The following is a 19347-nucleotide window of genomic DNA, read 5'->3' on the forward strand; positions in this document are numbered from 1 at the left end:
GCCATTATTGAACCGTCAGCACGAAAAAGGTTAAGAGCGCCATAATGCCGAGAATCATGGCGAAGGCGTAGTGATAGATAAAGCCAGTTTGTAAGCGTCGGGCTACCGAAGCAATTAAACCAACTACGCGTGCACTGCCATTAACAATTAAACCGTCAATTAGACCTGCATCAGCACCTTTCCAAAGACCGGTACCTAAGCAGCGTGCACCACGAGCTATCACTTGCTCATTAATCCAGTCTACGTAGTATTTGTTTTCTAAGATGCGGTAAATACCAGAGCAGTTACGCTTGATCGCCGCAGGAATGCTTGGGTTAACCAAGTAGAAATACCACGCAACCACGAGACCCGCGACCATTAGCCAGAAAGGAACAGTCACAAAACCGTGCAAGCCATAAGCAACCCAGCCATGCCACCCTTCACGCAATGTCTGCATTGCAGAATGCTCTGGAAGTACGGTAATTACGCCATTGAAAAAGTCACCAAATAGCAGTGGGTCAATGAACCAGATACCTGTAATAACAGATGGGATAGCGAGTAACACTAATGGTAAAGTCACTACCCATGGTGACTCTTTAGGTTCACCATGTACGGGCTCATGCTCACCTAAAGCTTCAACAGGTGGGTTACGGAAATTCTCTTTGCCGTGGAAAACCAAGAAGTACACGCGGAAGGAGTAAAGCGAAGTCACAAATACACCAATTAAGGTGGCGTATTTTGCAAAGCTAGCACCCCACACACCAGAGGCCGCGGCTAAAGCAGCCGCTTCGATGATGTGCTCTTTGGAATAGAAGCCTGAGAAAAAGGGTGTACCTACCAAAGCAGCTGTACCAATCAAGAACGTAATCCAGGTGATAGGCATGTATTTACGTAGCCCACCCATAGTACGAATGTCTTGGTTGTGATGCATACCAATAATGACTGACCCCGCCCCTAAGAACAGAAGTGCCTTAAAGAAAGCGTGTGTCATCAAGTGGAAAATAGCAACCGAATACGTAGAAGCACCCAGCGCCACGGTCATGTACCCAAGCTGAGACAACGTAGAATACGCAACCACACGTTTAATGTCGTTCTGGATAATGCCTAAGATACCGAGGAACAAGGCACCAATTGCACCAATGACAATAATGAAAGACAGGGCCGTATTGGATTGTTCGAACACGGGTGAGAAACGTGCCACCATGAAAATACCGGCTGTCACCATCGTTGCTGCGTGAATAAGCGCAGAAATAGGTGTAGGGCCTTCCATGGAGTCTGGTAACCACGAGTGTAACGGTACCTGTGCCGATTTACCCATTGCACCAATAAAGAGAGCAATGGCTGCCACTGTTAAGAGCTCCCAGTTGGTTCCTGGGAAAGTAATTTGAGCTAATCGCTCTACTTGAGCAAAGATCTCGCCATAGTGCATGGTTCCGGTATAGGCGTATAGCAAGCCAATACCTAGAGCGAAACCAAAGTCACCGACACGGTTAACCAAAAAGGCCTTCATGTTGGCAAAAATAGCGGTTTCTTTTTTGAACCAGAATCCAATCAGCAAGTAAGAAACTAAACCAACGGCTTCCCACCCGAAGAAAAGCTGCAACATGTTATTAGACATGACCAGCATTAACATCGAGAATGTAAATAGGGAAATGTAAGAAAAGAAACGCTGGTAACCTGGATCTTCGGCCATGTAGCCAATGGTGTAAATATGCACCATTAAAGAAACAGAGGTTACTACCACCATCATTAAGGCCGTTAGGTTATCAATAAGAAAACCAATTTGCCAAGTGGCATCACCGATTGTGGCCCATGTGTACACTGCACCATCAAAAGTTTGACCATTTAGTGTTTGCATCAACACCATGACCGAACCAATGAAGGAAATCAGTACACCGGCAATCGTAATAGAATGAGCGCCTTTTTTGCACACGAAACGACCTAAGAAGCCGGTGCCAAAAAGACCTGCAATTAGCGCCCCGACTAGGGGGGCTAATGCGATGAGTAGATATAGACTTGGTGAGTTCATTGTATGTGCTACCCCATCAACCCTTGAGCTGGTCAAGTTTTTCTACGTTAATCGTATTCAGGTTACGGAACAGCAGCACCAGAATAGCCAAACCAATAGCAGCCTCGGCGGCAGCTACAGTTAGAACGAAGAAAACAAAGACCTGTCCGGCCGTATCTCCAAACCACGTGGAGAAGGCTATGAAGTTCATGTTGGCTGAAAGCAAAATGAGTTCGACCGACATCAACAGAATAATTAGGTTGCGACGGTTTAAGAAAAAGCCAAATAAGCCAATGGTGAACAAAATGGCACCGAGCACTAAGTAGTGCACCAGACTTAGAGTCATCATTGTTTGTCTCCTGCTTCAACCGCGGTATCTGTAGTGGCTTTCATTTTGACAATTCGTAAGCGATCCGAAGACTTAACTCGTACCTGATCAGACGAAACAGTGCGTTTTACATCGCTGCGTTTGCGTAAAGTTAAGGCAATTGCTGACACCATACCAACCAGTAACACCACACCCCCTACCTGAACGGCAAGAATGTAATCGGTATACATAGCAGTACCAATGGCTAAGGCATTGTTATAGTCTGCTGGCATTTGTTCGATTGGCCCCGCATCTAACCAGACGCGAGTTAAGACAAACGCCATCTCTAAGACCATCACACCACCAACGGTGAGCCCTAATGGCAAGTAGGCTTTTAAGCCGCTACGCAACGATGGCATACGCATATCAAGCAGCATGATGACGAATAAGAACATCACCATCACCGCGCCCACATACACAACCACCAATAATAAAGATAAGAACTCTGCACCCATTGTCATCCAAATCATAGCGGCGGTAAAAAACGCCAAGATCAGATGCAATGCCGCAGCAACGGGACTAGCAGCGGTTACTACGCGAAAAGCGGAAATAACCAGAACCAGAGCTAAAACATAAAACAGTATCGTAGTAAACATGTGACCTGCCCTTTGCCTTAGCGATACGGAGCATCGGCAGCGCGACGCTCGGCAATTTCAGATTCATAACGATCGCCTACAGCCAATAACATTTCTTTGGTGTAGTACAAGTCGCCGCGCTTTTCACCGTGGTACTCGTGAATATGTGTTTCCACAATAGAGTCTACAGGACAGCTTTCCTCGCAGAATCCACAGAAAATACATTTAGCTAAATCGATGTCATAACGTGTAGTACGACGGGTACCGTCATCACGCTCATGCGACTCAATTGAAATAGCCATTGCTGGACAGACCGCCTCACATAATTTACATGCAATACAGCGCTCTTCGCCATTTGGATAACGGCGTAGAGCATGTAAGCCACGAAAACGTGGAGAGGTAGGTGTTTTTTCGTACGGGTAATGCAGCGTCACCTTGCGACGGAAAAAGTATTTGCCAGTCAGGCGCATCCCTTTTAGCATTTCCGTCAGCATTAAGCTGCCAAAAAAATCTTTGATTGCTTCCATAATTTGCCCCTGTGCCTTAGTTCCAAATATTCCAAGGCGTTTGCATCCAAATCGCCACGATGACTAGCCAAATACCAGTCAATGGGATGAATACTTTCCAACCTAAACGCATAATTTGGTCATAGCGGTAACGTGGGAATGTGGCACGGAACCAAATGAACATAGAAACCACAACAAAGGTTTTCAAGCCCAACCACAACCAACCAGGAACCCAAGTAAATGGTGCGTAATCCACAGGAGGTAACCAGCCACCTAGGAACATGATAGATGCCATTGCTGACAACAAAATCATGTTGGCGTATTCACCTAAGAAGAACAGAGCAAATCCCATTCCGGAGTATTCCACCATGGGACCCGCTACGATCTCAGATTCGCCTTCGACCACATCAAAAGGGTGACGGTTCGTCTCAGCTACAGCTGAAATGACGTAAATCACAAATAGAGGTAATAAAGGCAACCAGTTCCAAGATAAAAAGTTCAACCCTTTATCTGCAAACATACCTGCATCTTGGCTCAGTACAATACCACTTAGGTTTAATGTGCCTGAAACCAACAATACCGTTACCAACACAAAGCCAATGGCTAGTTCGTAGGAAAGCACCTGAGCGGCAGCACGTAAACCACCTAATAAGGCATATTTAGAGTTGGATGACCAACCTGCTACCACCACACCATATACCCCTAAAGAGGTAATAGCTAAGATATACAGCAAACCAGCGTTTACATCAGCCAAAACCATCTCTGGCCCAAATGGAATCACCGCCCATGCAGCTAATGCAGGCATCAGCGTCACAACCGGAGCTAAAATAAATAGCACTCGGTTTGCCTTAGCGGGGATGATCACCTCTTTGGTTAGGAGTTTAAAAACGTCAGCAAAAGGCTGTAATAGTCCTCTGTAGCCCACACGAGTTGGACCACGGCGTACGTGCATAAAACCAATCATTTTGCGTTCCCAGTACGTCAAGTAGGCAACACAAATAATGATAGGCAATGCAATACAGACGATTTTAATTAACGTCCATACCACATACCATGCCGTTGGCCCGATCAAGTCGGAACCAAAGTTTTGAATAGTAGACAGAAACTCCATTACACGCGCTCCACTGTCAATTGACCAAAGGCACTGCCTAATGCAGCGGTCTCAGCAAAAGCAGCAGCAATACGTACGCTGTTTGCAGCAATCGTGTTATCCACCTGTGCGGTCAAGCTAATTTCGCCTTGAGCGGATTTCACACGAACCTGATCGCCATCCACCAATTGCAACTGTGCAAAGGTATCTGCATTCATTCTAGCGGTAGGCAACGTGCTAGCAGGAGTTTGCTGTAAGGGCTCTGAGCGACGAACCATTGCATCCGTACGATAAATAGGTACGTCTGCTATGCGCTCGATACCATCTACCTTAGCTACTAAAGCGGGAGTTGCTTTGATTTCATTGGATAAGCGATTCACTACGCCCGAACTAATGACCGTATCACGCACAGACTCAGAGGTTTCCTCGTCAAAGCCGTCCAATTCGAACAAATTGCCCAGTACTCGTAAAACCTTCCAAGCGGGTCGAGTATCAGCCACAGGAGCCGCAACCCCTTTGAAGCTTTGTGCTCGCCCTTCTGCATTGACAAAAGTCCCAGAAGTCTCTGTAAAAGGAGCAATAGGCAACATCACATCAGCCCAGTCTTGGGCAGCAGACTTGTAGGGAGTCATTGCGACTGCCAAGGTTGAGCCCTTTAAGGTTTCAACGGCTCTAGCACCTAAATCGCTATCTAAACCTGGTTCAGTATTAAGTACAAAGTAAGCACGTAAGGACTGCGCCAACATTTGCTCAGCAGTTAAACCACCATTAACCGGTGTTGCTCCTGCTAAGTATCCACCTACAGTATTACCACCTGCTGTTAAGAAGCCTAAAGTAGCTCCTAGGGTTTTAGCTAAGACAGAGGCGTTTGCCATAATGACACTGGCTTGATCAGAAGAGACAGCCATATTGCCAAGAAACACAGCAACGCGCTCGCCTGAGGCAAGACTATCCGCCAAGGTCTTCGCCGCGTCTGAGGGTTGAACAGACTCAAACTCAGAAATAGGCGTTTGATTTTTAGCTAATGCAACAGCAACGGAGACTTCAGCAACCGCATTTGCTAATTGACTTGGGGCTACAGTCAAACGACCGGCCACATGCGTAAATAAAGGATCGTCTGCAGCAGAATCAATAAATGAAACCTGAGTACCTTGTTTTACGGCCTGGCGTAGACGTTGTGCCATCAATGGATGATCTTTACGCAAGAATGAACCAATCACGACGACTCGGTCTAATTGATTTAATTCAGCTAAAGGCATACCTAGCCAAGGGGTGCCTTCTAGGGCGGAGTCAAAACGTGCATCTGTCTGGCGCAAACGGAAGTCGACGTTCTCGGAACCTAAGGCACGAGTTAAGCGAGCGAGTAACGCTAATTCCTCAGTTGTAGACTGAGCGCTACCAATAGAGCCGATTTGATCATTACCAAATTTCTCTTGGATGGCTTTTACACCATGCACAATCATTTGTAGTGCCGCATTCCAAGACGCCTCGCGCCACGTTCCGTCATTTTCACGGATCATGGGGTGCTCTAGGCGGTCCTGATATAAGCCAGCATAAGCAAAACGATCTCGGTCACTGATCCAACACTCGTTAACTTCGTCATTCTCAAAAGGAACAACGCGCAATACTTTATCCATTTTCGTATGGGCCACAATATTGGCACCAATGCTATCATGGGGGCTAACCGTGCGGCGACGGCCTAACTCCCAAGAACGAGCCTGAAAGTGGAAGGGTTTGGATAGCAAAGCGCCCACTGGACACACGTCAATCATGTTTCCAGAAAGTTCAGATTCAACTGCACGCCCAACAAAAGTAGTAATTTCAGCGTGTTCACCACGCCCCAACATACCTACCTCTTGGATACCAGCGATTTCTTCGCCAGTACGTACACATCGCGTACAGTGAATACAACGCTGCATGGCCTCTGTAGAGATCAGTGGTCCCATAGATTTAGCAGCAACAACGCGTTTTTCTTCCTCGTAACGAGAGGTCGATCCACCGTAACCTACTGCCAAATCTTGTAATTGACATTCACCACCTTGATCACACACAGGGCAATCTAGCGGGTGGTTAATGAGCAAAAACTCCATCACATCTTTTTGAGCTGAGATGGCTTTTTCGGAGCGTGTATGTACCACCATGCCATTGGTCACCGGCGTAGCGCAGGCGGGTAATGGTTTAGGGGCTTTTTCTACGTCAACCAAGCACATGCGGCAGTTAGCAGCAATGCTAAGTTTTTTGTGATAACAGAAGTGCGGCACATAGACCCCAGCTTCGTGGGCAGCTTGGATAACCATGCTGCCCTCAGGGGCTTCGAGTTTGATGCCGTCGATGGTGAGTTCTACCATTAGTTTGTCCTGAGCCTACAAATATTGGGGCACCACGCAGCTTTTATGCTCGATGTGGTGTGCGAACTCGTCGCGGAAGTGCTTAACAAAACTGCGTACGGGTAAAGCAGCGGCATCACCCAGTGCGCAAATCGTGCGCCCCATGATATTGCCTGCGATCTCATCAAGCATGTCTAGGTCTTCGATACGACCTTGACCATTTTCGATGCGATGAACCATACGCCATAACCAACCCGTACCCTCGCGACATGGGGTACATTGACCACAACTTTCGTGGTAGTAAAAGTACGAAAGACGTAATAAGGATTTCACCATACAACGCGTCTCGTCCAAGACAATAACCGCACCTGAGCCGAGCATAGAGCCAGCTTTAGAGATGGAGTCATAATCCATGTTTGTCTGCATCATAATATCGGCTGGAACAACGGGCGCACTGGAGCCCCCAGGAATAACAGCTTTGAGCTTACGTCCACCACGAACTCCACCAGCCAACTCTAACAACTTAGAGAACGGCGTGCCCATTGGCACCTCGTAGTTACCGGGAAGCTCCACATCACCTGATACAGAGAAAATTTTCGTACCACCCGCATTAGGCACACCCACATCCAAGTACTCTTTGCCACTATGACGCAGAATCCAAGGCACAGCGGCAAAAGTCTCTGTGTTATTAATTGTGGTCGGCTTGCCATATAAACCAAAGCTAGCTGGAAAAGGAGGTTTAAAGCGTGGTTGGCCTTTTTTGCCTTCGAGTGACTCGAGTAAAGCGGTTTCTTCGCCACAAATGTAAGCGCCATAACCATGAAAGGCATGAAGCTGAAAGCTAAAGGCAGAACCTAAAATATTATCGCCTAAATATCCTGCTGCACGAGCTTGCTCTAAGGCCTCTTCAAAGCGCTGATACACCTCGAAAATCTCACCATGGATATAGTTATAACCAACACTAATACCCATTGCGTAGGCAGCAATTGCCATCCCTTCGATAACAGCATGAGGATTAAAACGCAAAATATCGCGATCTTTAAATGTCCCAGGCTCACCTTCGTCTGAATTACAAACTAAGTATTTCTGACCCGGCAAGTTTCGAGGCATGAAACTCCATTTCAAGCCACTGGGGAAACCTGCACCACCACGACCACGTAAGGCGGAGGTTTTTACCTCGGCAATTACGTCCTCGGGTGTTAGTCCAGTGGTTAGGATACGACGTAAGGCCTCGTAGCCCCCGCGTTTTACATACCCTTCTAAGTCCCAGTTCGCTCCGTCCAAGCCCTGCAAAATTTGAGGGTTAATGTGACGATCATGAAAAATCATGCTACGAGACAAATCGTTAGCTGGATTAGGATCTAGACCTTCGGATAAGCGTTTTAGCACGTCTAGATTCATGCCGACTCTCCGTCTTTAAGAGCTGCAAGCATCGCGTCGATACGCTCGGGCTCCATGCGTACACACATATGATGGTTATTCACCAACATCAAAGGGGAATCACCACATGACCCCAAACACTCACATTCTTCGATAGTAAACATACCATCTGCTGTGGTTTGCCCAAAATCAATGCCTAATTTATCTTTTAAGTATTGACCCGATTTCACCCCATCACGCAAAGCACAGGGCAAATTGGTACAAACAGAAATGGTGTATTTACCTACAGGCTGTAAGTGATACATATCATAGAAAGTCGCTACCTCTTGAATCATCACAGGTGGTAAACCGAGGTAATTGGCAACATCTTCAATCGTTTCGGTAGACAACCACCCTTTTTCTTCTTGGGCAATGGTCAGCGACGCCATAATGGCCGAGCGCTTTTGCTCGGGGGGGAATTTGGCCAGTTCCCTGTCAATTCGTTGATAGGCTTTTTCGGAAAGCAGCATAGTTCGATTCCGTTATGTTTAATGCCGCCTTAGCGGTCAATCTCGCCAAAAACAATGTCTTGGGTACCGATAATTGTCACCGCATCAGCCAACATATGGCCACGGGACATTTCATCTAAGGATTGTAGGTGTACGAAACCTGGCGCACGAATTTTCATACGATATGGTTTATTACCCCCATCAGACACCAAATAAATACCAAACTCACCTTTGGGGTGCTCAATACCAGCATAGGCCTCGCCTGCTGGAACGTGCATTCCTTCGGAGAACAGTTTGAAGTGGTGAATTAAGTCTTCCATCCCTGTTTTCATTTGTTCACGAGATGGCGGAGCAACTTTATGGTTCTCTGTAATAACAGGACCTGCGTTCTCTCTTAACCAGCTGACACACTGCGAAATGATGCGTGTACTTTCACGCATCTCAGCAATACGCACCAAATAACGATCGTAACAATCGCCATTCGTACCTACAGGGATATCAAAATCCATCCGGTCATAGACTTCGTAGGGTTGTTTTTTACGCACATCCCACTCTACGCCTGAACCACGCAACATTGGACCCGTAAAGCCTAAGGCCATTGCCCGCTCTGGGGTCACTATACCCACATCGACCAAACGCTGCTTCCAAATTCTATTATCAGTTAGAAGCGTTTCGTATTCATCAATACAGGCGGGAAAGCGTTGAGCGAAGTCATCAATAAAATCAAGCAATGAGCCAGAACGTGCCTCGTTCATGAGGCGCAGCTCTTTTTCGCTACGGTATTTATTACCCTGATACAGAGCCATCGTATCTGGCAAATCACGGTACACACCACCAGGGCGATAGTAGGCCGCATGTAAACGAGCACCTGACACGGCCTCGTACATATCCATTAAGTCTTCTCGTTCACGGAACGCGTACAAGAACACTGCCATTGCCCCTACGTCCAAAGCATGTGAGCCTACAGACATGAGGTGGTTTGAGAGTCGAGTAATCTCATCAAACATCACCCGAATGTATTGAGCACGCAAGGGCACATCTACCCCGAGCAGTTTTTCTACTGCTAAACAATAAGCGTGCTCATTACACATCATGGATACGTAATCTAAACGATCCATATAAGGTAACGCTTGTAAATAGGTGCGGTGCTCGGCTAACTTTTCAGTTGCTCGGTGCAATAACCCAATGTGCGGATCAGCACGTTGAATCACCTCGCCATCCATTTCTAAAACCAAACGCAATACACCATGAGCTGCTGGGTGCTGCGGGCCAAAGTTTAGAGAGTAATTTTGAATTTCAGCCATCTTAGCGCCCTACTCCATAATCATCTTCACGTACTACGCGTGGAATAATTTCTCGCGGCTCAATGGTAACTGGTTGGTACACCACGCGCTTTTGTTCTGGGTCATAACGCATTTCTACGTAACCGGATATAGGGAAGTCTTTACGGAAAGGATGCCCAATAAACCCGTAATCAGTCAAAATACGTCGTAAGTCTGGGTGACCCTCGAATACAATTCCGTACAAATCAAAGGCTTCTCGTTCGAACCAATTTACCGTAGGCCAAACGGAGAACAAAGAGGGAATGACGGGGAACTCATCATTAGGCAGAAAAACGCGAACACGCATACGCCAATTATGAGTTAAAGAAAGCAAATGAATAACTACTGCAAAACGGTGTGGGAATTTAGAGGAGGCCTCTGTGTAAGTAGGAGCGCCCCAAGCTGAGTAGTCTAGTCCACATAAGTCAATACAGGTTTCAAAACGCAATGAAGCATGATCGCGTAATGTAGTACATGCATCAACCCATTTTTCGGCGGGGATTTCTAGAGTGACCTCGTTTAAAGAGATAGTCACATTAGCATCTGCACCAAACACCGTATGCAAATTATTTTGTAGGGTTTCAAGCCGTGTCATGTTTGTACCTTTAGCGTGCAATGGTATTAGTTAAACGGATTTTATTTTGCATTTGTAGCAAACCGTATACCAACGCCTCTGCAGTAGGAGGACAACCCGGCACATAAATATCTACGGGCACAATGCGGTCACAACCACGTACTACTGAGTACGAATAATGATAGTAGCCACCACCATTGGCACAGGACCCCATCGATACCACCCAACGAGGTTCCGCCATCTGGTCATACACCTTACGTAGAGCTGGAGCCATTTTATTACAAAGCGTGCCTGCCACAATCATCAAATCAGATTGACGAGGACTTGGACGGAAAATAATTCCAAATTGGTCTAAGTCATAACGCGCTGCACCCGCATGCATCATTTCTACCGCACAACAGGCCAGACCAAATGTCATTGGCCACATGGAGCCTGTTTTCGCCCAGTTGAGGAGCTTATCCGCACTGGTCGTAATAAAACCTTCTTTAAGAATGCCATCAATAGCCATATCTTTGCCTTTAAAGCGTTTACGCTATTACTCCCAATCGAGAGCGCCTTTTTTCCATTCGTAAATGAAGCCTACAGTCAACACCAGCAGGAACACCATTACCGTCCAGAAACCCACGATACCGACCGCACCCTGAGCAATAGCCCATGGAAACAGGAAGGCAATTTCCAGATCAAACATAATGAAAAGAATAGCGATGAGGTAGTAGCGGATATCGATTTTCATGCGAGAGTCGCCGAAAGCTTCAAAACCACACTCGTAGGGGGAGAGTTTCTCATCGTAAGGACGATTAGGACCAAGAATACGGCCCGCAGCTAACAACGCCAAACCGATAAGCGTTGCCACGATGATGAAGAGTAAAACGGGAAAATAATTTTGCAGATCCATGCAAACACCCACTCACAGTAAGTTAACTCTTGAATTGTAGCATTTTACATTCAGAGTTTAAGTAAAAAGCCCAAGAAACAAGGATTTATGGACGCTTTAGTTTTAGAATGCGCACCAACTGTAGCTTTGATTACAGTATGAAACTTTCCTATCTGTACGTGGTGCGTACGATTTATTGCAACCCTTTTGCAACTGCCATAGTTTAGCAGAATTATCACTCTTATATAAGAGTAAACCCCATACATTCATGCTATGAACACAAAAAAACTCATTTCAATCAGGCATAAAAAAAGCCACTCCGTAGAGTGGCTTTTCTGTTCTAAAAGCCAGATACCTAGCTTAAATCAAACGCAGTAATCTGCGTCAGATTATTAGAACTGGTGACGTAGACCAACGCCAACCAATGTTGCTTTGGCATCAGGTGCAAAGTGTACGTTTTTGGCGTAAGAACCAATCGCGTATACGTTTGTACGCTTGGATAGTGGGTGTGTGTAACCCAAGCTGTATGTCTGCTGTTTTTTGCTTTCAAAGCCAGGACCACGGTAAGCCTCAGGAGCTTTGTCTAGGTCAGCCATCTGCCAAGAAGCCATGATCTTACCAGCGCCTACTGGAGCTGTTAAACCAGCAACGTAGGAGTTAACACGCAAGCCTTTTAGACCTGTGAAGCTAGGTAGGAAAGACTCTTTAGCATATGACTGTACGGCAAACATACCATCACGAGTCTGACCACCACCTAGGTGTAGTTTAACAACTTCGAAGTCGTAACTGAATGCTGCAGCCCATGATTTGGCTGTAACATCACCAGAACCATTAGCCAACACGCCATTACGATCTTTGAACTGGTCGTAAGTCAAAGCAGCACCGATTGGGCCGTTAACATAACGTAAACCAGTTGTTAGAGCGTGTTTGTCAGTTTTGGTTTTAACACCAGCGATAGTTTTCTCGCCTTTCTGATCTTGGTTTACGTTGAAGGAGTAACCAACACCAAACTGGAAGCCAGAGAAGTTAGGTGTTTGGTACATAACCATGTTGTCGTAACGAGCTGTGTTCGCTGCGGATAAAGATGCACCAGCGTTAGCCTGATCGAAACCAGCGCCAAACGGATCCATGACACCAGGCAAGTATTTGGAAGCAATGTTTGTTTGACGACCGAAATCTAATTGACCCCAGCTATCACCAGCCAAACCTAGCGTGGCTTGACGACCGAACAAACGGTTGCCTTGACCTGAGTTACCAGTACCTAGATCAAAGCCGCTTTCTAGAACGAAAACAGCACGTAGACCGTTACCTAGATCTTCAGATCCTTTTAGGCCCCAACGGCTACCAGACTGAATACCGCTGATTAAGCCAGTACGTTTGTTTTTGAAGCTATCTGGACGTGTGTTACTCCAAACATTACCAATAACTACGTCGCCGTCTTTGTTAAGAACAGCTGTACCGGAACCTTTTAGTTGATTGTAGCCTACGCCACCATCAATAATACCGTACAAAGTTACAGATGTATCTGCGTGAGCGATGCCAGCAAAACCGGCCATCAGAGCAGCAGCGAGCAGAGTCTTTTTCATTTGTGAAATCTCCGTGGATTTTTTTGAGTAAATCAGAGCAGCCCAACAATCATTGTGTGCTACTGCTCTTTCTAACTCCGCAATGGGAAGTTGATGCTATTGCAGCAAAATTCAGGCTGACTGGCTATGGTTTGCGGTAAAAAACCTACATTTTCACGATTTTCCGTTGCTTTAGTACAACAAAGAGTGGTTTTAGTGCCACATCGTGTTTTTTGGTTCTCTAGCCCAAACCCTGTTTAAAACCAATCAACAGAACTTGTCTTTTCAAACATCACTTCGACCACAGCGGCTGAAGTATTAAATCTATTTAAGCCCGCAACGGGATAAATAATCAAGTATAAAAAAACCGAGCAAGGCTCGGTTTTAGAATTCTGGTGCCGACGGCGAGAATCGAACTCGCATAGCTTTCGCCACTACCCCCTCAAGATAGCGTGTCTACCAATTCCACCACGTCGGCATTATCTGGTGCAATGCACTGGATAACGAAGATTGAAACTATATCACAAGAGAATAAAAAAACGAGAGCCCACGTTTTATTTGTAGAAAACTCTCGTTTTTCTGTATCTATTTAGCAACATCAGTAGGATATTGCCCAATGCGCTAGTTTTTTTATTCTGCGGCTTTTTCTTGAGGCTCAGCAGATAAAGAAGGCACACTTAAATCATTTGTAGCTTGTGGCACAGGAACAACAGAAGACGGGGCAGAACCTGGAACTACAGATTCAAAACCCTGCATGATACTGCTTTCGGTCTCCACCCTGACAGGATGATGTGCCGTCCAAGCCAACCCACCTGTAGCGACAAAAAACACAATGGCTGCGTATTTAGTCATGCGTGATAAAAAGTTAGCCGCACCAGCGGCGCCAAATACACTACCTGAGGCTCCCGCCCCAAAGGCTGAACCCATATCTGCGCCCTTGCCCTGCTGCAAAAGCACCAAACCAATAATTGATAGCGATGCAATTACTTGAACCGCCTGCAATACGGAAGTTAACCATTCCATGAAATACACTCCGAGCCGTTTAAGCGGCTGCTATAGATAAGAAATCAGCGGCCTTGAGAGAAGCACCACCAACTAAAGCCCCATCAATGTCTGGCATAGCAAACAAATCCGCGGCATTGCCTGCATTGACACTACCACCATAAAGAACCTGAACCGCTGCAACATGATGCTGGGCTAATAAGCCTCTAATATATGCATGTACAGCCTGAGCTTGTTCTGGTGTAGCACTTTTACCGGTACCTATGGCCCAAACAGGCTCATAAGCCACCACAATCCGTGATAACAAAGCAGTCTCTAATTTTAATATGGACTGCAACTGTTGCAAAATAACTGCCTGTGTTTGGCCAGCAGCCTGTTCTGATTCGGTTTCACCCACACAAACAACTGGAGTCAGTCCGGCATCAAGAGCGGCGACAGTCTTTGCCAAAACATCCGCATCCGTTTCTCCGTACAGGGCTCGTCGCTCTGAGTGACCAACCAACACCCACTGACAACCAAAGTCTTTCAGCATTAACGGAGAGACTTCTCCTGTAAATGCACCCTGAGTATGCTCGCTTAGATTTTGAGCACCCCATTGAATAGCAGTATTGGTCAGGATCTGCTGTAATTGTGCCAAATAAGGATGTGGCGCACACACAACAACATCACTGTGTGAGTGGGCACTGCCTAAGCCGGCGATAAGTTGTTCTAGTAATTGCTGATTAGACGCTAACGAACCATGCATCTTCCAATTACCCATTACCAATCGTTGTTTAGTCATATCAAAAACCCAGCTGTGTGGTTTACACCACAATTCATGTGGATAAACCAAGTATTGTAGCGCGCCACCTAAGTTTATGCCTAGACAGTAAGAATAATTTTGCCTATTTGCTCGCCACTATCCATTAACGCATGGGCCTGATCAGCCTGATCCAAAGAAAATGTAGCGTGAATTAAAGGTTTAACCTGACCACTAACTAATAAAGGCCATACGTTCTTATGAAGAGCTGCTGCAATATCAGCCTTTACCTGATTAGGCCTAGGGCGTAGGGTTGAGCCCGTAATGGTTAATCGACGGCGTAGAATTTGCCCCGCATCGACTTCCCCTTTAGCACCGCCCAATAACGCAATCACCACTATACGACCATCATCAGCCAAACAAGCAAGGTCTCTATTTAGATAGTCACCCGCCACCATATCTAAAATAACATCAACGCCTTTATTATTAGTACGCTCATTCACGACCTGCTCAAACTGTTGCGTTTTGTAGTTAATACCAATCGCACCCAACTTTTCAACGGCCTCTACTCGCTCATCGGAGCCTACTGTTGCAAAAACAGTATGTCCCATCGCTACAGCAAGCTGAATCGCCGTTGTTCCTATACCACTCGCTCCGCCATGCACCAGTAATGTCTCACCTTTTTGCAGTTGACCTCTCATCCAAATATTACTGTAGACGGTGAAAAAGGTCTCAGGAATGCCTGCCGCCTCTACCATCGAGAAACCATTCGGCACGGGTAAACAATGCTCTGCCTGTGCTAGTGCATACTGCGCATACCCGCCTCCTGGCAATAACGCACATACGGCATCACCTATTTTAAAATCGGTCCCGGCTAAATCACCCTCAACAATCGTGCCCGAAACCTCTAGACCAGGTAAGTCAGATGCCCCTGCTGGTGCAGGATAAGCCCCTTTACGTTGAAAAACATCGGGACGGTTAATTCCCGCGGCCTCTACCTTAATCAATACCTGTCCTGCCGCTGCTTTAGGCAACGGTCGTTGCACAGGCTTTAAAACCTCTGGCCCACCAGGTGTAGTAATTTCAATAGCAAGCATAGTTTGACTCATCTCTCTCTCCACGTTAGTTGGTTTTAAGCATTGTAAAGCATCCGTTATACGTCATTTAGCTGATTTTTATAAAAATAGCGTGACAAATTTATTTTGTTCGGTTAATATAGTTTTTTTAGCAGTTACAGACTTATCTAAACAGCTAAGAAATTTGTGTTTTTGCGGCACCAAATGGAAGCGTGCCAGAGCGGTTGAATGGACTGGTCTTGAAAACCAGCGATGGGGTAACCCATCCGTGAGTTCGAATCTCACCGCTTCCGCCAGCATCACTAACACAACGCCGCATCCATGGCGGAATAGGTAGACGCAAGGGACTTAAAATCCCTCGAACGCGAGTTCGTCCCGGTTCGATTCCGGGTGGATGCACCAAAATTCAAAAGCCCTGCAAAGACAATCTCTTTGCAGGGCTTTTTCGTAGGCCATTGCTATAAGAATTAAAAATACGTAGGAGCGCTGGAATAATTCCAGCGTTCCTTATGTTACTACCAGCTTAGAAGCGATGCTGCAAACTCAGCATACCCCCATGCTGATGAGAACCTGATCCAGCGAAGGCTCCTTGATACGACAAAGAGACATGACTAGATGCGGTTAATGCTAGCGCAGCACCTACTCCTAGCTGCAGACTGTTTTTGCTTAGACTAGCACCATGCGTGGTAAATCCTACGTGTTCATTTGCCGAAAAATGCAAACGACTACGTGGTTGCTCTTTACCAAAACCATGCTGCCATGCCAAATCCACATAAGCAGACCCAACCTGTCCGTTAGCTAAACCCCATTCATAAGCATTGCGTAAGCCTAATTGAGCATAACCTGTGTTTAACGTAGTAGAGTTCTGACTTAAAGCGGTATAGCCCCCTTCTTCTGCCACAGCCCCAGCGCGACTATGCAACCAGCCTGCTCCCAAAAATGGCTCTATATTCCATTGCTCACTCAAAGCAATAGGTAGTCCTAGCTCGGTAAATAGTTGATAGTTATTTGTATTGGCTTTGGATGCTAAACGCTGATTTTCCAAAGCTGAGAAGGTGCGCTTGTAATCAACACGGTGGTGTGTAAAGCTCATTCCACTTAACCAATTGATGGCACCAGAACCAGAAGTCAAAGGAAACTGAGTTTTCGCATACAAGGCGGCACTGTAACTCTTGCTCTTGGCCTGCTCATCACGCTCACGCACATTCAGCTTTCCATCCTGATAGGCAAGTGCCGCACCCAATGCCCACTGAGAGTTCATATCCCACTGCGCGCCTAAAGCAACCCCCGTTTGATTAAACTTAGCCTTAGAAGCGCCATTTTTCGCACCTAATTGCTGTCTAGAGCTAGAGATATCAACCCACACAGGAAGTGAATCAGCGGATTGAAGTGTTCTGGACTGGCGTAATAACTGCTGCGCCCAACGTCTATCCGACTGCACCAACGCCGCTTTAGTTGTACTGTAAACCTCTGCACTTAGCTGCTGCCCTAATTGAGGCAATGAAGATCCATCACTATTTAACAACGAATCATAAAGAGGCTGCAGCCCTATCACGGGCCCAGCTGAATGCTCATCAAGCCCTTGGGCGACTGCTTTTTGGTTTGCTGTTTGTGCAAAAGAAGCCAAAGACAAGTTATTACGCACGATATGGGCTTGAACTTGATTTAACCCCTGCTCTAGTCGGCTTTCCAAAAATGTCGTACTGCCACCGGTTAAATGTCCCACCTGCCCCGCGATATCGCTATTATTTTGTAAAACGGTATAAGAAACACCCGGCCTAAACGCATTTCCTGACAAAACAATATCCATTCCGTCCAAGAATGACGCACCATTGACACGTAGCTGACTGCTATCCCCATCAATAGAAGTGACTATATCAAGAACAGCCCCTTGCTCTGCGACAAAAGTATCCTCTATGGTTAAATGACCAAATGGATTTTTTTCCTTAACCCCTGGTGCAATGACTCCTGCCACCACCGCTTGGCCTATTTTACCGTCACCCGTCAACTGCGTGTCTTTTTGAGTAACAATCGCATTAGCATGGGTTCCTGTAATGGCTAACTCTCCCATTTCTAGGGAGGCCGTAGAAAAGGTATTTTGCCCTGATAGTTCTAAGCGCCCTAAGCCCGTTTTAAGCAAAGCCCCTTCTCCAGAAATATCATTAGAAAAGACGGAGTCCATTCCTTTGGTATTAGCCTGAAAAACATGAATAAACTGAGCCGGACCATTAACGGCCTTGCCTGCATTAACTAAACCCCAACCATATAGAGAGCGATCACCTAGAGGGGTCGCTGTTGTTAATAAGGTTTGCTGTAAGTTATTAGCACTAAAATAAGGGAAAGCCTCGGCTACCAATGCGGCCACACCAGTTACATGAGGGGCCGCCATAGAAGTCCCCATCATGGTATCGCCAGCATAGCCCCCGCCAGGTACGCTAGAGACGATTGGCATATTATCCCTATCTGTGTCATCTCCGCCTGGAGCGCTTAAACACCAATCAGCAGCAACACCACATTGATTACTGTAACTCGCCAATTCATTGAAGCGATTTACTGATGTCACTACCAACGACGTACTTTCTAATTCAGGGACTAAATAGGGCATCCCGCCCAACACATCAGAGTGAGGCTGTTGCTCATTACCTGTTGCAGCCACTACTAAGACATCATTTTTATGAAGGGCCTGTAAGCCCCTAAGAAGTCCGGGTTCGTCTTCCAGCTCTGTTAGGTCTTCGTAAGCGTATTCTGTCACATTACAAAAATCAGTGTCGGAATCAAGCCCGTAACACTCATTAAGCCCTAGACTTAGGTTGACGATTTTTGCACCTTGATTTGCTACTCTGACAAAAGCTTCCTCAAAATCATCGGCCAGTTTAACCATAAATAACTGACTATCATATGCAACCCCATGCATGCCTTGACCATCTTTATTTGCAGCAATAATGCCAGATACATGCGTGCCATGACCTAATACATTTACCTCCCCATCCTCGCCCACCGTAGGTAAATCCGTATTCCCTGATTGAGGCAAAATGACCTGATTTGTATTGAAATCAAAACCAGCTAAAAGCTTTCCAAAAAACTCAGAATGATCCGAATCTATGCCACTATCCACCACCGCAACGACCACACCTTTTCCTGTGAATCCTTGCGCATAAGCCTCATCGGCCTTAATCATTTTTAAGCCGTGCTGCAGATCAAACTCGGCATCTTGCGCCAATGTAGCTAATGGCGCACTAACCATTCCTATCACCAACAAATGACGCATTAATTTACTGACGTGAAATAATGGCATGCCCCTTCCTTTTTGGATAAATTGTGTCTAAATTATTCAAGAGATCAATGCCAATAACAAGCTTTATTTTTATCAGATTACGTCGAAAACCTCTTCCTTCAGTTGGAGGATGTAAGACGTTGCCGCAAAACGCGGCAAGATATATTCAATCAGCACGTGCGCCACAAGCAGTTTTTACTG

Annotated in this window: 17 protein-coding genes and 3 tRNA genes; 2 read left to right on the top strand and 18 right to left on the bottom strand. The window is 46.2% G+C overall.

Annotation, left to right across the window (positions count from 1 at the left end; all coding sequences use genetic code 11):
- Positions 1-4: 4 nt before the first annotated feature.
- From nuoL to Q0Z62_RS00685, 17 genes are all read right to left on the bottom strand, one after another.
- On the bottom strand, positions 5-2008 hold the full coding sequence (nuoL, locus tag Q0Z62_RS00605; protein WP_269901494.1) for an NADH-quinone oxidoreductase subunit L: 2004 nt from the start codon (positions 2006-2008) through the stop codon (positions 5-7).
- A gap of 16 nt (positions 2009-2024) precedes the next feature.
- Positions 2025-2333: an NADH-quinone oxidoreductase subunit NuoK gene (nuoK, locus tag Q0Z62_RS00610; RefSeq protein WP_269902144.1), complete on the bottom strand. Its 309-nt coding sequence runs from the start codon at positions 2331-2333 to the stop codon at positions 2025-2027.
- Positions 2333-2950 (bottom strand): NADH-quinone oxidoreductase subunit J, encoded by a 618-nt coding sequence (locus Q0Z62_RS00615; protein ID WP_269901493.1) that lies wholly within the window; start codon positions 2948-2950, stop codon positions 2333-2335. The genes nuoK and Q0Z62_RS00615 overlap by 1 nt, the downstream gene beginning before the upstream one ends.
- A 17-nt stretch (positions 2951-2967) precedes the next feature.
- A complete protein-coding gene (gene nuoI / locus Q0Z62_RS00620; RefSeq protein WP_269901492.1) occupies positions 2968-3456 on the bottom strand; it encodes an NADH-quinone oxidoreductase subunit NuoI in 489 nt (162 codons plus the stop codon).
- Between the two features lie 16 nt (positions 3457-3472).
- On the bottom strand, positions 3473-4546 hold the full coding sequence (gene nuoH, locus Q0Z62_RS00625) for an NADH-quinone oxidoreductase subunit NuoH (RefSeq protein WP_269901491.1): 1074 nt from the start codon (positions 4544-4546) through the stop codon (positions 3473-3475).
- A complete protein-coding gene (gene nuoG, locus Q0Z62_RS00630) occupies positions 4546-6873 on the bottom strand; it encodes an NADH-quinone oxidoreductase subunit NuoG (RefSeq protein WP_298050156.1) in 2328 nt (775 codons plus the stop codon). Before nuoG ends, nuoH begins: the two co-directional genes overlap by 1 nt.
- Before the next feature lie 15 nt (positions 6874-6888).
- Positions 6889-8253, bottom strand: coding sequence for an NADH-quinone oxidoreductase subunit NuoF (gene nuoF, locus Q0Z62_RS00635; protein ID WP_269901489.1), 1365 nt, complete (start codon positions 8251-8253; stop codon positions 6889-6891).
- Positions 8250-8741 (bottom strand): NADH-quinone oxidoreductase subunit NuoE, encoded by a 492-nt coding sequence (nuoE, locus tag Q0Z62_RS00640; protein WP_269901488.1) that lies wholly within the window; start codon positions 8739-8741, stop codon positions 8250-8252. Before nuoE ends, nuoF begins: the two co-directional genes overlap by 4 nt.
- A gap of 29 nt (positions 8742-8770) precedes the next feature.
- The gene (locus Q0Z62_RS00645; RefSeq protein ID WP_298050159.1) at positions 8771-10024 is read right to left on the bottom strand and encodes an NADH-quinone oxidoreductase subunit D; all 1254 of its coding nucleotides are present in this window, start codon (positions 10022-10024) and stop codon (positions 8771-8773) included.
- Between the two features lies 1 nt (position 10025).
- The gene (locus Q0Z62_RS00650) at positions 10026-10637 is read right to left on the bottom strand and encodes an NADH-quinone oxidoreductase subunit C (RefSeq protein WP_269901486.1); all 612 of its coding nucleotides are present in this window, start codon (positions 10635-10637) and stop codon (positions 10026-10028) included.
- A 10-nt stretch (positions 10638-10647) separates the two neighbouring features.
- A complete protein-coding gene (locus tag Q0Z62_RS00655) occupies positions 10648-11124 on the bottom strand; it encodes an NADH-quinone oxidoreductase subunit B family protein (RefSeq protein ID WP_077733703.1) in 477 nt (158 codons plus the stop codon).
- A gap of 27 nt (positions 11125-11151) precedes the next feature.
- A complete protein-coding gene (locus Q0Z62_RS00660; protein WP_269901485.1) occupies positions 11152-11511 on the bottom strand; it encodes an NADH-quinone oxidoreductase subunit A in 360 nt (119 codons plus the stop codon).
- A gap of 371 nt (positions 11512-11882) precedes the next feature.
- Positions 11883-13076: a porin gene (locus tag Q0Z62_RS00665; RefSeq protein ID WP_298050165.1), complete on the bottom strand. Its 1194-nt coding sequence runs from the start codon at positions 13074-13076 to the stop codon at positions 11883-11885.
- A gap of 372 nt (positions 13077-13448) precedes the next feature.
- Positions 13449-13533: transfer RNA gene (locus tag Q0Z62_RS00670), tRNA-Leu, on the bottom strand.
- A gap of 152 nt (positions 13534-13685) precedes the next feature.
- Positions 13686-14078: a preprotein translocase subunit SecG gene (gene secG / locus Q0Z62_RS00675; RefSeq protein WP_298050167.1), complete on the bottom strand. Its 393-nt coding sequence runs from the start codon at positions 14076-14078 to the stop codon at positions 13686-13688.
- Between the two features lie 19 nt (positions 14079-14097).
- Positions 14098-14838: a triose-phosphate isomerase gene (gene tpiA / locus Q0Z62_RS00680; RefSeq protein ID WP_298050169.1), complete on the bottom strand. Its 741-nt coding sequence runs from the start codon at positions 14836-14838 to the stop codon at positions 14098-14100.
- An 80-nt stretch (positions 14839-14918) separates the two neighbouring features.
- The gene (locus Q0Z62_RS00685; protein WP_298050190.1) at positions 14919-15893 is read right to left on the bottom strand and encodes an NAD(P)H-quinone oxidoreductase; all 975 of its coding nucleotides are present in this window, start codon (positions 15891-15893) and stop codon (positions 14919-14921) included.
- Positions 15894-16078: 185 nt separating this feature from the next.
- On the opposite strand from Q0Z62_RS00685, the gene Q0Z62_RS00690 reads away from it, so the two are divergent.
- Both Q0Z62_RS00690 and Q0Z62_RS00695 read left to right on the top strand, forming a co-directional pair.
- A tRNA-Ser gene (locus Q0Z62_RS00690) sits at positions 16079-16168 on the top strand.
- Positions 16169-16187: 19 nt separating this feature from the next.
- A tRNA-Leu gene (locus tag Q0Z62_RS00695) sits at positions 16188-16274 on the top strand.
- Positions 16275-16395: 121 nt separating this feature from the next.
- On the opposite strand, the gene Q0Z62_RS00700 is transcribed toward Q0Z62_RS00695, so the two are convergent.
- On the bottom strand, positions 16396-19167 hold the full coding sequence (locus tag Q0Z62_RS00700) for a S8 family serine peptidase (protein WP_298050171.1): 2772 nt from the start codon (positions 19165-19167) through the stop codon (positions 16396-16398).
- Positions 19168-19347 lie beyond the last annotated feature (180 nt).

Origin of the sequence: uncultured Paenalcaligenes sp. (assembly GCF_947630565.1) — a bacterium.
GTDB classification, from domain to species: Bacteria; Pseudomonadota; Gammaproteobacteria; order Burkholderiales; family Burkholderiaceae_B; genus Paenalcaligenes; species Paenalcaligenes faecalis.